This window comes from Bartonella sp. AP9QHHD (assembly GCF_042195625.1).
Lineage (GTDB): Bacteria > Pseudomonadota > Alphaproteobacteria > Rhizobiales > Rhizobiaceae > Bartonella.
Genome location: NZ_JBHIOP010000003.1, coordinates 13191 through 32139, shown reverse-complemented (window position 1 = coordinate 32139; position 18949 = coordinate 13191). Strand labels below are relative to the sequence as shown.

15 protein-coding genes are annotated in these 18949 nt (G+C 36.5%); 3 read left to right on the top strand and 12 right to left on the bottom strand.

Features of this window, described 5'->3' with window-relative positions; all coding sequences use genetic code 11:
* Positions 1–37 precede the first annotated feature (37 nt).
* Entirely contained in the window at positions 38–1108 is a 1071-nt protein-coding gene (gene plsX, locus ACFIK4_RS00170) for a phosphate acyltransferase PlsX (protein WP_375613059.1), read from the bottom strand.
* Between the two features lie 149 nt (positions 1109–1257).
* Positions 1258–1815, bottom strand: coding sequence for a DUF177 domain-containing protein (locus tag ACFIK4_RS00165; protein ID WP_375613060.1), 558 nt, complete (start codon positions 1813–1815; stop codon positions 1258–1260).
* A 221-nt stretch (positions 1816–2036) separates the two neighbouring features.
* On the opposite strand from ACFIK4_RS00165, the gene ACFIK4_RS00160 reads away from it, so the two are divergent.
* A complete protein-coding gene (locus ACFIK4_RS00160) occupies positions 2037–2516 on the top strand; it encodes an outer membrane protein assembly factor BamE (RefSeq protein WP_375674487.1) in 480 nt (159 codons plus the stop codon).
* Between the two features lie 73 nt (positions 2517–2589).
* Here ACFIK4_RS00160 and nusB read toward each other — a convergent pair whose 3' ends face one another.
* The 6 genes from nusB to glyA all read right to left on the bottom strand — a co-directional run bounded on the left by nusB (position 2590) and on the right by glyA (position 7129).
* A complete protein-coding gene (nusB, locus tag ACFIK4_RS00155) occupies positions 2590–3060 on the bottom strand; it encodes a transcription antitermination factor NusB (RefSeq protein WP_015856452.1) in 471 nt (156 codons plus the stop codon).
* A gap of 2 nt (positions 3061–3062) precedes the next feature.
* The gene (locus ACFIK4_RS00150) at positions 3063–3518 is read right to left on the bottom strand and encodes a 6,7-dimethyl-8-ribityllumazine synthase (protein WP_375611572.1); all 456 of its coding nucleotides are present in this window, start codon (positions 3516–3518) and stop codon (positions 3063–3065) included.
* Between the two features lie 81 nt (positions 3519–3599).
* The gene (locus tag ACFIK4_RS00145; RefSeq protein WP_375611571.1) at positions 3600–4217 is read right to left on the bottom strand and encodes a riboflavin synthase; all 618 of its coding nucleotides are present in this window, start codon (positions 4215–4217) and stop codon (positions 3600–3602) included.
* Complete coding sequence (ribD, locus tag ACFIK4_RS00140; protein ID WP_375611590.1) at positions 4199–5329, bottom strand: bifunctional diaminohydroxyphosphoribosylaminopyrimidine deaminase/5-amino-6-(5-phosphoribosylamino)uracil reductase RibD; 1131 nt, start codon at positions 5327–5329, stop codon at positions 4199–4201. The genes ACFIK4_RS00145 and ribD overlap by 19 nt, the downstream gene beginning before the upstream one ends.
* On the bottom strand, positions 5322–5804 hold the full coding sequence (gene nrdR, locus ACFIK4_RS00135) for a transcriptional regulator NrdR (RefSeq protein WP_375611570.1): 483 nt from the start codon (positions 5802–5804) through the stop codon (positions 5322–5324). The genes ribD and nrdR overlap by 8 nt, the downstream gene beginning before the upstream one ends.
* 11 nt (positions 5805–5815) lie before the next feature.
* Positions 5816–7129: a serine hydroxymethyltransferase gene (gene glyA, locus ACFIK4_RS00130; RefSeq protein WP_375674481.1), complete on the bottom strand. Its 1314-nt coding sequence runs from the start codon at positions 7127–7129 to the stop codon at positions 5816–5818.
* Positions 7130–7452: 323 nt separating this feature from the next.
* On the opposite strand from glyA, the gene argC reads away from it, so the two are divergent.
* Entirely contained in the window at positions 7453–8385 is a 933-nt protein-coding gene (gene argC / locus ACFIK4_RS00125) for an N-acetyl-gamma-glutamyl-phosphate reductase (protein ID WP_375674479.1), read from the top strand.
* Positions 8386–8405: 20 nt separating this feature from the next.
* Here argC and ACFIK4_RS00120 read toward each other — a convergent pair whose 3' ends face one another.
* The 4 genes from ACFIK4_RS00120 to hfq all read right to left on the bottom strand — a co-directional run bounded on the left by ACFIK4_RS00120 (position 8406) and on the right by hfq (position 13236).
* Positions 8406–9482, bottom strand: a complete 1077-nt coding sequence (locus tag ACFIK4_RS00120; protein ID WP_375629412.1) for a COX15/CtaA family protein — start codon at positions 9480–9482, stop codon at positions 8406–8408.
* A 146-nt stretch (positions 9483–9628) separates the two neighbouring features.
* Complete coding sequence (locus ACFIK4_RS00115; protein ID WP_375674477.1) at positions 9629–11455, bottom strand: hypothetical protein; 1827 nt, start codon at positions 11453–11455, stop codon at positions 9629–9631.
* A 144-nt stretch (positions 11456–11599) separates the two neighbouring features.
* Complete coding sequence (hflX, locus tag ACFIK4_RS00110) at positions 11600–12943, bottom strand: GTPase HflX (RefSeq protein WP_375629395.1); 1344 nt, start codon at positions 12941–12943, stop codon at positions 11600–11602.
* 53 nt (positions 12944–12996) lie between these two features.
* Positions 12997–13236, bottom strand: coding sequence for an RNA chaperone Hfq (gene hfq, locus ACFIK4_RS00105; RefSeq protein WP_005773461.1), 240 nt, complete (start codon positions 13234–13236; stop codon positions 12997–12999).
* 654 nt (positions 13237–13890) lie between these two features.
* Here hfq and ACFIK4_RS00100 point away from each other — a divergent pair.
* The gene (locus tag ACFIK4_RS00100; RefSeq protein WP_375674475.1) at positions 13891–18450 is read left to right on the top strand and encodes a hypothetical protein; all 4560 of its coding nucleotides are present in this window, start codon (positions 13891–13893) and stop codon (positions 18448–18450) included.
* The last annotated feature ends 499 nt before the right edge of the window (positions 18451–18949 follow it).

The window sequence follows — 18949 nt, the reverse complement described above, 5'->3', positions numbered from 1 at the left end:
TTTTCTTCAAATTTTTTATTTCTATTATAAGAGCTTATCATAAGGACTCTCCATTCATCACCGCTTCATCTTCTTGGTCAAAAAGTGTTGCTTTATTTTCATGAAATCGCCGTAAATCAGCCGTTATTTTTTGTAAAAGTCCATTATTAACCATTTTATAACCAACGCGGATAGCAGAAGCAAAGCCATTAGCATTAGCACTGCCATGACTTTTTATAACAACACCATTCAAACCTAAAAGAACTCCTCCATTCACCCTATCAGGATCCATTTTATGTTTCAGTATACGAAAAGCACCCCGTGATAAAAAATAACCAAGAGATGTTAAAAAAGAACTGCGCATTGCAGAGTTTAAAATCTCTCCTATCTGTCGCGCGGTTCCTTCTGCGGTTTTTAAAGCAATATTACCAGAAAACCCCTCTGTCACAACAACATCGACTGTTCCTTTTCCAATGTCATTGCCCTCAACAAATCCTTTATATTCCAATCCTTCTAATTGCACTTCACGCAATATCATTCCTGCTTTTTTTATTTCATAAAGTCCTTTAACCTCTTCCACCCCCACATTTAAAAGCCCAACACTTGGTCTTTCAGTGTGATATAAAGCGCGAAACATACCTGCTCCCATAACCGCCAAATCAACCAACTGACTAGCAGAGGCACCAATTGTTGCTCCAATATCTAAAACAATACTCTCACTGCGCAGTGTTGGCCAGATACCCGCAATACCAGGACGTTCAGCCTCTGCAAGCATTTTCAAACAAAAATAAGACATGGCCATGAGTGCACCCGTATTACCAGCAGAAATGCAAGCATCAGCTTCACCATTTTTTACCGCTTCAATGGCGTACCACATTGATGATTTACCACGTCCATTACGAAGTGCTTGGCTTGGCTTTTCATCCATGCGTGTATAACTTTCTGTAGGGCAAAAGCGCGATACAGAATCCAAACAGGGATATTTTTTTAAAACCGGACGAACTGCCTCCTCTACTCCATAAAATAGAAAATAAATATTTGATAAATATTTTTGTACAATTGCTGCTCCTGCAATAGCTGCTTCTGGACCGTAATCACCGCCCATGACATCCACAGAAATTCTAATCACGCTTGCATATCCCACATCTTTTCATTTACATCTTTAAATACATATTATGATTTTTGGCTCCTGAATACTCACACAGCACATCTTGCGAAAATCGCTCCGCAGAAAATACCGTTTAGCATACAATAGATATTTTTTGTATGTTTCTACAATCACTTCCAATTTTTCAAAACAGAAAATGGAGAGAATTTTCGCTCTGCTTCTTCTAAATTTTCACCCATATTCATCTTTATCCCTTCTTTACGTGGATAATGATTAATAGACAACTCAAAAAACTCTTCCATGATTGCGCCAATATCAATTTTATCATCATAAAACACTTCAGGAGTATCAAGCCCCCCCACATCTAAAAACAATTCCCCTGTATCCTCTGATATTTGGGGCTTCATCAAATTTGAATCTTCAGGAACAAAAACAACCTCAATATTTTCACAAAGGATATTTTCTAATGGTTCCAATGTAACAACACATAACTGTAGTATACGCGCTTGCAACAGACCTTTTATACGCACTCCGCGTTTTTTCCACGGGAAAATATGGAATTTTCCCTCACAAGATTTTACTTCAATTAAATCATGGTTCTGGGCTAAATGTGTACATTCTTTTTTGTTTGCACAAAAATGAACCCTTATACCTTTAGCAGGTAGAGAACGTACAGATATTGGATAAGCCAAAGCAAATGTCATTTGAGGAACATTTTGAACATTCATTGACAACTCCCAAACATAAAAACGCGTAAAGCACTATGTTTTTATTTATCTCAAGTATTTATGCATTTTTTTCTTTTCTAAAGAAATTCTATATGGCATAATTTGCTTTATAACAGGGAAACTCAGTGTAAGCTACGGTAGATTAAGTTAAAATTAGAAAAAACTTGAGGTTGCCTTCTTGTCCTACATCTCAGTATAAAAAGGAGATACCATTGTTTCAAATGCCTCACATAATAGCCTTAATCAAACGTAAATTATTGATTGGTCTATCAATAGCAAGCATAGGAATGCTTGCTGGGTGTAGCCTTCTTGATTCTTCAGGTTCGAGCCAAATTTATAGAGAGGGCTATGTTCTTGATAAAAATGCTCTAAGTTCTATCTCTATTGGCTCAAGTCAAGAGCAAGTTCTTTTAACTTTAGGGACCCCTTCATTAAAAACAAAATATGATAATGAAGTTTTTTATTACATCTCACAGACACGTTATCGTGGGATGCAGTTTATGAAAACAAAGATTATTGATCGCAAAGTTTTAGCCATTTACTTCAGTAAAAATAATCAGGTTACAAAAGTTGCAAATTACGGATTACAAGACGGTCAAGTGTTTGATTTTATTACACAAACAACACCAACTGTAACGAAAGAACATCCTTTCTTAATTCAAATTATAAAAGGCCCTGTGAATTTGCCACCCCATAACTAAATTATATAGTCTGCATACCGTTTCAATATTATAGGTCTGATAATATCAGATCTATAATAGGGATTTGTAGCTCTTAGAGGCGGACTTTTTTTGCCATACTGTCGAGAACTGCATTAACAAGTTTTGGCTCATCACCTTCAAAAAACGCCTTTGCTATGTCAACATATTCATTCATGACAACTGCAACGGGAACATCTTTACGGTTGATCAACTCCCATAAACCTGCTCGTAAAATTGCTCGCAATATAGAATCAAGACGTGAAAGAGACCACTCTGCAGAAAGCTGTTGATGAAGCAGCGGATCAAGCTGCTTTTGATCTTTTACAACACCCGTTATAATAGCCAAAAACCACTGAAAATCAGCTTCAAGATATTGATCTCCATCAATATCTTTTCCCAAACGATAAGCCTCATACTCAGCTGCCGTTTCCATCACCCCCGAACCCACGATATCCATTTGATAGAGTGCTTGAACTGCAGCGAGTCTTGCTGCTCCACGTTTATTGGCTGAACGCGGAAAATGTCTGCTTTTTATATCAGCCATATTTAACGATTATCTCCAAATCTCTTTTTTAGAGCGATCATACATAAAGCAGCTTCAGCCGCAAAACCACCTTTATTTTTATCATCTAGTTTTGCACGCACCCATGCTTGTTCTTCATTTTCAACAGTCAAAATACCATTTCCAATAGCCAAGTGCTGATGAACAGTTAAATCCATCAATGCACGACAAGAATCATTAGCAACAATTTCAAAGTGATATGTTTCACCCCGAATAACACAACCAAGAGCAACATAACCATCATACGATATCTTGTTTTGTTCAGCAAAAGCTATTGCACTTGGTATTTCTAATGCTCCAGGAACCGTTACAACATCATAACTTGCTTCAGCTTTTTGCAAAGTATTCACTGCACCTCTCAAAAGTGCATCAGAAATCCCCTCATAAAAACGTGCCTCAACAATCAATACGTGAGGCTTTTTACCTATCTCTTTCATCATAATGGAATTCCACAAAAAACGAATCAAAAAAATCAAAGTTATAAAGCATAAAATTCTGAAAACGATCAATAGAGTGTTGGCTTATTCATCTTCTCTTTTTAAAGTAAAAAGTTTTGCAGCATAACGAGCAAGTTGATCAATTTCCAAATTGACCCGATCTCCAATTTTAGCTTGTCCCCACGTTGTCATTTCAAGTGTATGGCGAATAATAAGAACATCAAAAACACAATCCTCAACACCATTAACAGTCAAAGATGTCCCATTAAGTGCAATAGATCCCTTATTAACAATGAAAGGCATAAATTGTCTTGAAACTTTTAAATAAAAGCGAATTGCATCCCCTTCATTTTTTTGATCAATGATTTCAGCCAAACCATCAATATGACCAGAAACTAAATGTCCTCCCATTTCATCACCCAATCGAAGCGAACGTTCCAAATTAACAAAAGTTCCTTTTATCCATTGTGCAAGATTCGTTAAACGTAATGTTTCTTCCCACGCCTCGACAACAAACCAATTGGAATCTTCTTGCTTTAATCCTCGCTCTACAATTGTCAGACAAATTCCTGAACAAGCAATTGACGCCCCAATTGCTAAGCTTTCTATAGCATAGCGGGTAGAAATCTTTAAACGCATCCCCTGCTTTAAAGGTTGAACATCTTCAACACAACCAATATCCGTTATAATTCCTGTGAACATAATGTCTTACGTCTCCACTTATAAAAACGGTCATTTCCAAACATTCTTGTCTCAATCTCATGAAACTGCGAGAGATAATTTCCAAAATGAGGGGCTTCAATACGATTTTTGCCTAAAACAATGGGGGTATGAAAACATATCAAATGATCAACACAACCAGCATTCAAAAATTTTTCCCCTGTCTTGACACCCCCTTCCAATAAAACACTATTAATCCCATGTTTATAAAGCATCTGTAAAAGAGCAAAGGGTTCTACACAACCATTGTTCATCTCGACCGAATAAACAGACACACCATATTGCTCCAATGCATTTTTTTTGCTTTTCTTTGAAATATCCACATCACAAATAACCCATGTAGGAATTTTTATGGCTGTTTGGACAACTTTTGCATCAAGGGGGATAGATAAATCTGCATCCAAAATAATACGAATTGGTGAGCGCATCTCCATCCCTGGCAAGCGGCAATTGAGTTGTGGATCATCTGCTAATATAGTACCAATACCAACGAGGATAGCATTATTTTGAGCACGTAGAATATGCGTATGGGCATGAGAAAGTGTTCCACTAATTTTTACGCTGCCCTTCTCTCTTTTTCCAACACCATTATCGGCAGAAATTGCCATTTTAAAAGTGACCGCACAGCGTTGTATCTTCCTTATGCACCAATGCGTCCATAAGGATTCAAAAGCCTCTTCAGCTAAAATGCCCTCAACCACTTCAATACCCGCCGCTCGCAAAAGAGCAATACCATGACCATCAACACGCTTGTCACAATCAGTCAGCGCAATAACAACTCGAGAAACACCTGAATCAATAAGCGCATTCACACACGGCGAAGTTTTTCCATAATGCGCACAAGGTTCTAAAGTAACATAAGCAGTCGCTCCTTGAGCCAAAGAACCTGCCATGTGTAAAGCTTGCACTTCCGCATGAGGACTCCCATGAATAGCTGTTACGCCATAGCCAACAATAAAAGCCCCCACAGCACCATTATCGTTTCGCACAATTAACGTACCAACGGAAGGATTCTCACCTGTAAGACCGACATGACGTTCTGCTAAACGAATAGCTGCAGCCATAAACCGTTCATCTTGCACTTTTTTATTCATCAAAACGAGATTCTGTATCCGCGATACCCTTTGACAATTCATCTATAACATCGTGAAAATCGCTTGCATTACGAAAATCTCGATACACAGAAGCAAAACGAATATAAGCAATATCATCAATTCTTTTCAATGCTTCCATCACAAGATGCCCAATTTTTTCTGAAGAAATCTCTGGTTCTCCCAAACTTTCAAGCTGGCGTACAATGCCAGAAATTGCTCGTTCAATATGATCGGGATCAATATTGCGCTTACGTACAGCCACATCAACTGATCGCATTAACTTATCACGATCGAAGGGTTCACATCGTCCACTTTTTTTAGCAACCAAGAGCTCACGCAACTGAACACGTTCAAAAGTTGTAAAACGACCACCACAAACGGAACACACACGGCGGCGGCGAATCACTGCCCCCTCTTCTGCTGGACGAGAGTCTTTGACCTGTGTATCCTCATATTGGCAGTAAGGACAGCGCATCCTTTGTATCCTTAACGAGTGGTAAGATAAGAGTAAAGAGGAAATTGATTCGTTATATCTTTTACCTTTTTCTCAACAGCCATTTCAACGGCATGATTATCTTCATCACTTTTTGCACTCCGAAGACCATCAAGAACTTCTGAAATCAGATGACCAACTTGAATAAACTCTTTTTCTAAAAAACCACGCGTCGTGGCAGCAGGTGATCCCAAACGAATTCCCGATGTTATAGATGGCGTTTCAGAATCAAAAGGAATGCCATTTTTATTGCAGGTAATATGAGCGCGTCCCAAAGCCAATTCAGCACGTTTACCTGTTAGATTTTTAGAACGTAAATCAACCAACAACAAATGATTATCTGTACCACCAGAAACAATATTAAAACCATTACCCTGTAATGTTTTTGCTAAAGTTTTCGCATTAGCGACAACATTGGCACTGTAACTCTTGAAAGAGGGCCGCAAAGCCTCCTCAAACGCAACAGCCTTTGCGGCAATCACATGCATTAAAGGACCACCTTGAAGACCAGGAAAAATTGCAGAATTAATTTTTCTGGATAAAGCCTCATCATTTGTCAATATTAAACCACCCCGAGGACCTCGAAGCGATTTATGTGTTGTTGTTGTTACAATATGCGCATGTGGAACAGGTGAAGGATGCACGCCACCAGCAACAAGACCAGCAATATGAGACATATCAACGAGTAAATGAGCACCGATTTCATCTGCAATTTCACGGAATCTTTCCCAATCCCATAGCCGTGGATAAGATGAGCCCCCTGCTATAATAAGTTTTGGCTTACGTTCTTTTGCAAGCTGCTCAACCTCATCCATATCAATAATCTGATCTTCTTGACGCACACCATAGGAAACAACATCAAACCATTTTCCTGACATATTAACAGGTGAACCATGCGTAAGGTGACCTCCAGCATTTAAATCCAACCCCATAAATGTGTCACCAGGCTGAAGTAAAGCTAAAAAGACAGCTTGATTCATTTGGCTACCAGAATTAGGCTGTACATTCGCAAACGCAGCACCGAAAAGCAGTTTTGCCCTTTCAATAGCTAAATCTTCAACGACATCAACAAATTGACACCCACCATAGTAGCGCTTTCTTGGATAACCTTCTGCATACTTATTGGTTAAAACAGACCCCTGCGCTTCAAGGACCGCTCTTGAAACAATATTCTCTGAAGCAATAAGCTCAATTTCATGTTGTTGACGCTCAAACTCCCCTCTAATTGCGTCAAAAATTGCACCATCAACAGTTTGTAAATTATCATTAAAAAAGCGCTTTTGTGCGTCATTTTCTTGCTGAGTCATAAAACACATTCCTAACATAAAAAAAATAAAGTCAAGGAACGATAACACAGCAAACCATGCAAACCAAACATTTTAAACTACTTACACTCAAAAATAATGAGGCAAATATTTATCTTATTCTTTGTTATAAAAACAGCGAAAAACTTTCCTCTCGAGAATAGTAAAAAATGAGATTACATTTCTTTTTTTACACTCTTATTTGTTTACACCTTTTACAAAAAATATCTATAATCTAAAGAAATTCAATAATTTAATGATTAAAAATAATTTATAATGTGAAAAGCTGAATATAATAGGCAAAGTTAATACGAAGGCAAATAAAAATGCTAACCAAAGTTTTTATTGATGGTGAACATGGCACAACCGGACTACAAATACAAAAACGCTTAGAAAGGCGTACAGATTTAAAACTACTCTCTCTTGCTCATAAAGATCGCCATAATGTTCATCTGCGACAAGACTATCTTAATCAAGCCGATATTGCTATTTTGTGTCTTCCAGATGATGCTGCACGCGAAACGGTTCATTGGCTTCAAAAAAATAAAAACATTAGGATTATTGATAGCTCGACAGCCCACCGTGTTGCACCAGACTGGGTTTACGGTTTTCCTGAAATGACAGCAGGACAAAGAAAGCGCATCCAAGCAGCACATTATATAACCAATCCCGGATGCTATCCTACCGGTGCCATTAGTTTGATTCGCCCACTCCGTGAAGCAGGACTGCTAGACGCCGATTATCCCATCTCGATTAATGCAATCTCCGGCTATACCGGTGGTGGAAAACAGTTGATTTTACAAATGGAAAATCAATCTCAACAAAATATTCAGGACAATTATTTTATCTATGGTCTTAATCTTGAACACAAACATGTGCCAGAAATTAAAATCTATGGACAAATCAATCAACCCCCAGTTTTTATACCAAGTGTGGGTCGTTTTCCCCAAGGAATGATTGTGAATCTTCCTCTGCATCGCCATTTATTCACAAAATCAGCAAACTGTTCTGATTTGCGCGAAATTCTCGCAAACCATTACGATGGACAAAATACCATTTTAGTTGCATCACAAGAAGAAACTGCTTCACTTCAAAGACTTAATCCAGAGTGTTTAGCCAATAAAGATGGTATGAAACTGTTCGTATTTGGAAATGATCGTGAAGGTATTTTTAATCTCAGCGCCATATTCGATAATTTAGGAAAAGGCGCATCAGCTGCAGCTATCCAAAACCTCAATTTAATGCTTTCAAGCGACTAAACCTCCCTACCCACAAACTTTTATTCAACAACGCGATAAGCCCCTTTTGTTGCTCGCCAATGTGCAACAACAAAACACAACACGACTAATGCCATACTTTGATGAATGAGCCCCAAACTTATCGGAACCTCATGTAACAGTGTTAAGATACCCAAGACTGCTTGGATAATAATCATAACACAGATAAGAAATGCACGACGAGAATGAGTTGAATGTGGAGCATTTTTTTGTACATAGAAAGCATGAATAGCCGAGGCAATCAATAAAAAATAAGCAAAAAACCGATGAATAAATTGAACCATTAAGGAATTTTCGAATAAATTGAGCCAAACAGGACGATGCTGCAACAATCCATCAGGAATAATCTGCCCATCCATAAGGGGCCATGTATTATAGACTTTTCCAGCATGAAGCCCTGCAACCAAAGCTCCGAAATAAATCTCTATCAAGACGAGAATAACAAGCCATGCCGCAAAATATTGCACCTTTTTATTTGCTGGTTTTTCTGAATATTCTGCAAGCCCTCGAGATAAATAAGTAACAAAAACAATAACAAAACATGCCGTTATAAGATGAAATGCCAAACGATATTGGCTCACACTTGTTAAATTACTTTGCCCAATCCCTGAAGCAACCATCCACCAACCAATAAAGCCTTGAAAGGCGATAAGAATAGGTACAACAATAAGCGGGAGTAAGATATTTTTTTCAACACGCTTAGTCGCCCAAAACCAAATGAGCCCCAATAAAGCGACAAGACCAACAAGACGCCCAAGAACACGATGCGCCCATTCCCACCAAAAAATGACCTTAAAAGCACTTAAGGTCATATCAGGATTAAGCAGCTTATATTGTGCTATTTGTTGATATTTTAAAAATTCCTCTTGCCATTGATCCTCACCAATCGGTGGAATAACGCCGTGTATTGGCTTCCATTCCGTTATAGATAATCCTGATCCCGTCAAACGAGTAGCGCCACCTACTAAGACAATTGCCAAACAAAGCAATAAAATAGAGTAAAGCCACACCTGTATATGTTTTCTATTTTCCTTTTGCACAGGCGTTAAAATGCTATTGTTTAATCTCTTTACTGCCATCTCTGATTGCCCCACGCTTCTCTCCAACTAAAATGCATTTTAAAATTTAAACATTAACTCTTTGTCTATTTTAGTATGTACTACAACTTTAGCAAAAAACAAGCGTACCACTATAACATGCGATACATATTTCTTTTTTACGAAGCTTATGATGCTACAACGCGATAAACAGTCTTTGGAAAGCTGTCTACCATACGCATCATCCATTCTTGTTCATTAAGAACAGTATTACAAATATAATAGTCTGTTAGCTCTGCAAATTGCTCAACCCCATATTTTGGTTCGCTTGCCATCTCTAGGATGATAAAATCATATTCTTTTTTAAATTCTTGTAATATATGAAAAATATCATTTGAAAAATCTTGTGCTGAAATAGCACTTGTTAACCCCTGAGGAAGAATATCAACCCCCGTATCATAATCACGGTAAATAACATCATGCAACTTGGCATTGCCCGTTAAAATATCACTCAGTCCGCGATGTGGGCCAATGACTTTCTCTATTTGTTGACCAGAAATATCGACCAACAAAATTGTTTTGTTCTCTTTTGTGAGATGAAGTGAAAGCTTTGCCGCTGTCCGTGCAGCTTCTGGTCCAATGATTGAAATAATGGTTGAAGCACGCCATTTCAAAACATCAGATAATCCCTCTATCGTAATAAAAGCTTCAAAATTTTTCATTTCTTGAGAGACTAAAATACTCTCATTCTTCTTAAGATCATTTTCTTTTGATCTCAAATCCTCTTCTGAGATTTGGTCTTTTTTCCTTTTAAAGCACGGATAGAATAACAATATTCCTAGCAAAAGAGTAAGGAAACTGACCAATGCACTCACAAGAATATTTTTTCCATAAAGAGCCATAAAAGAAATTGGTGCTAACGTTGTTGGCGTGACCACGTGGATATTTGTATTTTGTAAGAGAAGAGGATCATCACTCAATCTCCGATATGAATCAATAATTTTTTCTCTTCGTTGAGCAGACTTGCTCATCGCTTCATTTTGGGCATCGACTGCTACTTTTATTTTATTTTCAAACTCGTTAAATATTTCATTCAAAGATTGGGATTGATCTTTTACAAAAAAGTTCATTCTTTTTTTGAGCTGTTTTTCTAATTCCGTTGCAATAACCTCATCTGAATGAACTTGATAAACGATTTGTAAAATTTTATTTTTTAATTGATGAGAAACTGTCTCTAATTCTGCAGTCATCGCTTTAATTTGAGGATGTGTCCACCCTAATTGCACAGCCATATGTGCTCTTTGTGTTTCCAAGAGATCACGTTTAGATTCCAGAGCAGCAATTGCTGAATTGCCTGCAATAAACGATAAAGACAGTAAAGACTGCCCATTTTCACGCATCATGTTAATCGTTGAATTCAAACTTGTTAAATGAATACGCTTTAAAGTTGCTTGCGTTAATTGCATCGAAAGATCATGAAGCTCTGTTTGTTTTACACCACGCTGAATAAAAGAATCAATAGATTTACGAAATTCCTGCACGATATTAAGGATTGCAATATTATCATATTGTTTGTCTTCTAATTTATCATTTAACAAGAATTGTTTCTGTTTTATGATTGCTTGTGAAAATGCGGAAAACCAAGTTTCCAACCCACGTTGAGCTGCTTCAAGTGTCTCGGCTTCAAAAGTAAGATCGATAAAATCACCATGACGCGATAAACGGATATTTTCATGATTTTTTTTCTTATAAGAAGCACTTAAAGAAAAATTCGAATCATTGAAGAACATAGGCTGTGAAAACAAAAAGGCGATAACATTGTCTTTCTTTTTAATTGGTAATGGCTTTCCTACAGAATCAGATAATGAAAATGTTAAAGTTGCTTGGTAACCACGAGGCTGGACAAAATAATACAACCAAATCAAAGATACACATAGCATTTGTAATAGCAAAACAATCAAAATGCTTCGCCATACGGTACGTACGAATAGTCTTTTATTACATGTAAGACTCATCTTTATTTTAACCAGCAAAATACTTCTTCATATTGTTTTATTAAGAGAAAGTAGTAACTATCCTCTTAACTTGCTGTCATATTATTTTGAGATAATAAAAATATAAAATTTAAGAACAAATGTTCAAAAATAGCTTTAAAGAACTTAATTCATATTTTTTTTGAGGCTCTCTAGTTGTTTTTTTGCTTCAGAAGTAACAACCGCTCTAATGGTAATAGACCCATCATCATGCCCTTCTTGCACTATTTCCGCAGAGTTTTCATAAAACCAATCAATAAGCGACATTTCATGAGGTTGTAAAAGATATTCAATGCTTTGCACCTCTCCAAAAATTCGCTTTTCAATGGCTCTTAATAATTGATCGAGTCCATCCCCCTTAAGTGCTGATACCATGAGAGCAGGATTTAATCGCGTCTTTGCGCTTGTTTGTAAAACATTCAATGCTTGCTCATCTAACATATCAATCTTATTCCAAACTTCTATGATATGCTCCATATCATCAATATCGATATCAAGACTTGAAAGCACTTCTAAAACATCTTGGGCATGTGCTCGATGATCAAGATCTGACATATCTCTTATATGAAGAATGAGATCCGCTTCAACCACTTCTTCAAGGGTTGCTCTAAAAGCTGCAATCAAATTCGTTGGCAAGTTAGAAATAAACCCTACAGTATCAGACAAAAGAACAGTTTTTCCATGGGGAAGCACAACTTTGCGCAAAGTCGGGTCAAGCGTTGCAAATAACATATTCTTTGCTAAAACATCTGCACCGCTTAAACGGTTAAAGAGAGTTGACTTTCCTGTATTCGTATATCCTACCAGTGCCACAACAGGATAAGATGTTTTTTTCCTTTTTGCTCTATGAAGTGCACGTGTTTTAATAACCGTTTGCAATTCGCGGCGAATACGAATAATTTTTTCTTGTAAAAGACGCCTATCTGCTTCAATTTGCGTCTCACCAGGTCCACCTAGGAAGCCACGCCCCCCCCGTTGCCTTTCCAAGTGCGTCCAACTCCGCACAAGCCTCCCTTTTTGATAGGACAAGTGCGCTAACTCTACTTGCAAAACTCCTTCTTTTGTTCGTGCACGGTCCCCAAAAATTTCAAGAATCAAAGCCGTTCTATCGATAACTTTGCAATTCCACAATTTTTCTAAATTACGCTGCTGTACTGGCGTTAAAAAGTGATCTACAATCGCAAGCTCAATAGAATATTCATCTATATAACAGGTTAACGCATCTACTTTACCTTTTCCAAAGAGAGTCGCAGAGCGAGGCGTTGCAATATTAATCGTTTCATAATTAACAACTTCTAACCTTATAGCACGTGCTAACCCCAATGATTCTTTAACACGAGAAGATATAGAACACTCTCTCAAAGAGCTTTCACTTCTATTTTCTTGAAAAATCGGTATCAAAACAAGTGCGCGCACCTGTCCTGTATTCTGCGAAAATACCCCTCCTAATCTCTCATTTTCATTTATCATAGCAATCTAAGTACTTTTAAATGGGATAAGAGGTCTATCTTAAAATGATATGTTTACTCAGGACTTTCACCCTCAAACATCTGTACAGGCTGTCCAGGCATAATCGTAGAAATAGCATGCTTATAAACCAATTGCGCGTGTCCATCTCGGCGCAAAAGAACACAAAAATTATCAAATGAAGTTACAATACCCGTGAGTTTAACGCCATTGACAAGAAAAATTGTAAGGGAAATTTTTTGCTTACGCACCGTATTTAAAAACACATCTTGCAGGTGTTGTGATCGCTCTGCCATTATTCTTACACCTTTATCTAGATTGCATAAAATATTCGTGCATGCATATCGACTGAAAAATATCCAATTGTCAACGTAGAAGCTTAAAAATTCAGCAACAAACAACTGAAATTAGAGAAAAAACAGCTCTTTAAGACAATAATAAAGTACAACTTACGAAAAGCTATATTAAATTAAAAATTTTTCCACGTTTACTTTTTTATGAGCTTACAATTCAAAGGCATACTTTTATACATCCTAAGCTATTACAGACTATATGTGATGATAAATCTGCTTCGTTTAGAATCAATAAAAGTAAGCGGACAACAACATTTATTAACGATTATCGATATTAAAGAGAGACATTCGCACCTTACTGTATATATAACCGCTATTAAATTGTCCTTATTTCAAAGACTGCCGGCTTATAAAGCTTTCTATAAACACAAGTTGTAAACAGTATTTTTGTTTTAGTTAGATTTAAATAATAAATTGTTTTTACTATATTTTATAACATTTTTAAACAGGGTACAAGAAACCGCGTTAACTTTATCTTGATAAGTTTTTAAAATTTTTCCCTAAGCATATTCCTTTCTAAATAATTAACAGCTAGTATGTAGAAATTATGTGGAAGAGGACGTATCCCTTTTCCGGCTGTAAGAGTACGAGGCGAGTATGGCACGCAGAACAAAATTGCAAACATTTGAAGTTGAAGTTGAAGAAGCCCTCACAAAAGCTATGAACTTTGATTTCGATGACACAGGATTTGAAACGATATCATCCAATAATTCTGAAAATGTTGTTAATGTCGATGATCTGATTCAAAAAATTGCAATGGCAGAAGAAGAATTTTTTGCTGAAAACGGTACGTCAACTTTTGTTTCTAATATTCATGATGACGCTGTTATTGATAAATCCGTTGTTGAACAGCTTTTTGCTCCAAAACCTTCACCTGATATTTCAGGTGGAACTGTTCATAATACATTATTGCCTACAAAACTTCTTCCTGCAAATGATGATATAACAACCCCTGTAAATTTTGGACCATTCAAGCAGCGTTCTTCCTCTCGAGTCTACTGGTATACAACAGCGCTTAGTGCTTTATGGGCAACGGGAGGAGCTTTTATTGCGCATAAACTCGCACCTACCGGACTCAGCTCCTTATCCAATATCAGCACTTTTGTTACATCCCCAACAGGACTTGCTGTAGCAGCCGGAACAGCAATTCCTATCCTTATATCTTGGGGCGTTGCTCAATTAACAAAACGTTCAAACGACTTGCATAATATTGCGCTTCTTATGACCAATGCTGCACAGCGCCTTAGTGAACCACAACATCTATCTGAAAAACAAGCTATTGCTATAGGGCAAACCATTCGTGAAGAAGTAGCGGCAATGAACGAAGGTATTGAACGTACCCTCGGACGTGCTGTTGAACTTGAAGCAATCATACAAGGTGAAGTTCACAATCTAGAACAAGCCTATGCTGAGAATGAATCACGCATTCACACATTAATCAAAGAATTGAGTAATGAACGCATAGCCATTTTGAATCACGCAGATCGCGTACAATCAACAATTAAAGGAACCCAAGAACAACTGAGTGATGAATTTGGTTTGGTTACCTCTAACATTGTGACCAATGTTGAAAAGCTTGCACAAACCCTTTCTCAAACTTTACAAAAACAAGGTGAAGACCTTGTTGAAAAACTTTCCTATGCCGGTGATGGCGTAACAAATCAACTTGTTGAAAAATTTAACAAAACAACAACACAAATTCAGCAGAAAAACACGGAATTTTTTCATGAATTAGGAAAAAACTTTGATGGTTTTGCAAAACGATTTGATTATAATGAAAAACAAATAGAAAAAACTTTTAATGAAACAGCTGAAAAAGCAGAAGTACATGTTGCTAAAATTGCAACACATATACAAGCAGTAACAGATCAAACTTTGCACGCTGTTGATGAAAAGTTTAAAGCCTTGGATAAAGCTCTTATTGATCGTAATAATCAATCTCTACAGAATTTTGATGAGAAGATCTTAAAGCTCGACGACCAAGCACATAAACTCTCTTCTAAATTTGATAACGTAACCTCGCAAGCAATTGGAGCCTTTGAACAACGTTTAGCAACTGTTGATCTTTCTCTTAAAGAACATAGTGATTCCATCATTGATTCCTTTATAGAACGCAGTCAGGCTTTAGAGGATAATGCTGAAAAACTTGGTAACTTCTTGGAAGCTCATGTCTTGAAAATAAATGAGAACCTCCAAGAAAAAACAGCAGACATTACCCATGCATTTACAAATGGACGTGAAGCTATTCTTTCTGCAATTGATAAAAGTAAGGAAAGTCTGAGAGAAGAAATTCAATATGTCGACAATGCCATTGTTGATATCATACAAGAACGTTCACAAGATTTTAAAGTACAACTTTCTGATCAACGAGCTCTTATGGCAGACATGCTCGATAACGAGAAAAATAAAATTGCGGATACATTAAGAAATCAAATTGATGTTTTGTCCCAAAATACTTCTCATATTGAAAAAGTTTTGGCTGATAATGTTCAAGTCGTTGATAAACAAGCTGAAAATCATATTACAAACATCATTCAATGCACTGAAAAGTTACAAGATGTCATTGTACAAAGTTGTAATACAACCCAAGATGCTTTAGAAGCACAAGCGAGAAATATTGATATCCGTGCCGATGCTCTGCGCGATTCTTTAGCGATTAATAGTTTTTCTCTCAATGAAGTTCTTGCCGATCAAGCACGCACACTTGAACAACGCATGGAAACAATCCATAATCTCATTGCAAAAAGTGATATACGTGTCGATGTTGCATTGAAACAACAAATAGATTTAGTTGAGAGTGCAATTGTCGCCAATAATAAAAACATTACTGAAACGGTTCAAGATCATATCAAAAACCTTGAAAGCCATGCCGAAATTTTAAAGAATACTCTCTCTCAATCGAGTGGTGTTTTCTTTGAAACCCTTGAAACACGTATGGAATCATTCGATACAGATCTAGAAGATCGTGCACACAAAATTTTTGAACGGACAACAACGCTAGAGGAAACATTATCTGAAAAATTTAGCCAAATCTGTGAAGCCATTGATATGCAAACATCTGTTATTGAGGAACGTTCTGACACATTAAAAACGTCTCTCATGATTAGTAATGAGCAAAGTCAGATAATTCAACAAGCGCTGGAAAGCAGTGTTGACAATATGCGTGTAACCTTAGAAGACTCTGTTAATACAGTGACAGATAACCTGCATAATAAGATTATAAAAGCTTCTGATATTCTTTCTTCTACGAGTGAACAAATTCTTTCATCTGTTACAAATGTTACTGCACAAGCAGAAAATATTCTCTCAGAATCAGGCAATCGCATTGTATCAAATGTCAAAAAAACTGTTTATGATACCAGTGAAAAAGTTCTGTCAGTTCTGTCTGAACAAACAGCGCATACTGTCGAAGCTTTCGCAACAGCCAGCCATAATGCACAAGCATTATTGAATGAAACTATTCACACATCAACAACAGCAATAGAACAAGTTCTTAATGAACGCTGTGATGTTCTTCATCACTCTATGCAAAATCTTAAAAATAATTTAGGATATCAGCTCTCTGATGTAACGAGCCGTCTGGAAGATGCTGGAAATCAAACAACAACACAAATTTCACAACATGTTGGAAAAATAACAGAGCTTACAAATCACTTAAATCAAGCAGCGCAAAATACGACAGAATCAATTGATTCTTTAACACAGCATATCGGTGAACAACTCTCTCTTTCCACACAAGATGCTGAACAAAGAATTTATGCACATAATGAATCTTTAGTGAATAGCTTAACCAAAGCTAACTCTGAAACACTTCAAACAATAACGATTATGAAGGAAGAGCTTGTTAATAATGTCTCATCCATCTTAACACAGTTGAATCAATCAATTTACAATTTTCACGAAAATAGTAATGTTTTATTATCGGCTGTTCAAAATATTGATGGGCAGTTTAATGAGAGTACGAATAATTTTTTCCGCAACACGGACCAAGTAGCAGAGCGTTTGTCAGCTTCAAATCAAGCGCTCAATACTAATGTTGAAATTCTGCAAGGACTTTCAAAGAGTACCTTTGAACAAATTAATCATATAACGAGCAGTTTTGGTGAACATGCAAAGACACTTTCCCAAACTATTCATGTTCTTGAACAGTCTGAAAATTCACTTAGTGCAACACTTGAAGAAAAACATAATACGCTTTCTGTATTAAGCGATGCTCTTGTTTCAAAGTCTCATGAAATTAATCAAATGATTGGGCATTATGAAAAAATCTTCAACTTAGCACTTGAACGCTCTGATAAGAATGCGCGTAACTCCACAAATTCATTCCAACAATCACTTAATAAGCTTGTTAGTGAAGCATCAACGCGTTTTTCAGAAGCAGCAGAAGATATACGTCGCTCCGCTGATGAAGTTCGTTTAGAGCTTTCAAAGATTAATAATGATATCAATGAAAATGTAAAAAAACTTCCAGAAAAAACAAAAGAAACAACGCAAACAATTCGCACAGCTTTGAATGAACAGATTACAGCGTTACAAGATTTAGTCAGTGTTATACAAAATGATCAAAAGAGCGCACAAAAACAGCTAATGTCAGCATTTCCTACATCATCAATGTTTAATCAAAAAAGTGACAGTTCCACTGAGTCTGTTAAAAAGATTGTGCCACCTAAGCCTATTTTGCAACAAGATCAAAGCAAAAAAAGACCAAATAAATGGGTATCAAATCTCTTAGAAAGAGCTTCACGTGAAGAAACATTTTATGATGCTCCCCCTAGTGATGATGTTTTAACATCAGTGCAAACAAAACCATCTCCTGCAAACTGCTCTCTTAATTCATTAGCTTCTGGTATAGTGCAAGCTATTAATCACAATGCCATTGTTGAGCTATGGGATCATTATCAACGTGGACAAAAAAACATCGTAACAGAACGCCTTTATACCTTAAATGGACAAAAAATATTTGAAATGATTAAGAAAAAATATATGAGCGATTTTGGGTTTAAACGTTCAGTGAATCAATATGTTACAGATTTCGAAAAGCTCTTACGTGATATATCGCGCAGTTCTGGCTCTTCCAACTCAGTTCGCAAGTACTTGATATCAGATACCGGAAAAGTTTATACTATGCTTGCTCATGCAAGTGGTCGAATCCAATAACAAATAAGAAAGTGGAAAAAGATATTTTTCCACTTTCTCTCTCCAGTTGTTTTAATGGCTCATCATAGAATGCTTTTTTTTCAACTGTAGCTTTGTACTTCAAAGGTTGGGATAATTGGCATGCGGTTTTCTTTGATATCCTAAGCAATAACCCTAAAGAAGCGTAATGGCTTATCAAACAACGTATCATTCTAAGAATGATAAAGCATGTTTTCTATTTCCTTATCTTTTTCTTAACTCCTTTATTTTTCATAGTTTCATAAAGGTACAAAATCGGTAATAATTATTTTTATTAATTGTGAAAAAAATTCATGCTTTTGTATTAAAATAGCTCATAGAAACACTTCTATTTATTTTTTTTTAATGTTTTTTATCCACATATTACTCTCGTTTGAATTATGTAAGTAAATATTTTTTATTATATTAGATGAGTTTGAGCTAAAAGAATCTTATTGTATTCAAATTTCTCATTCAACATACGAGATGATTCATTATAAAT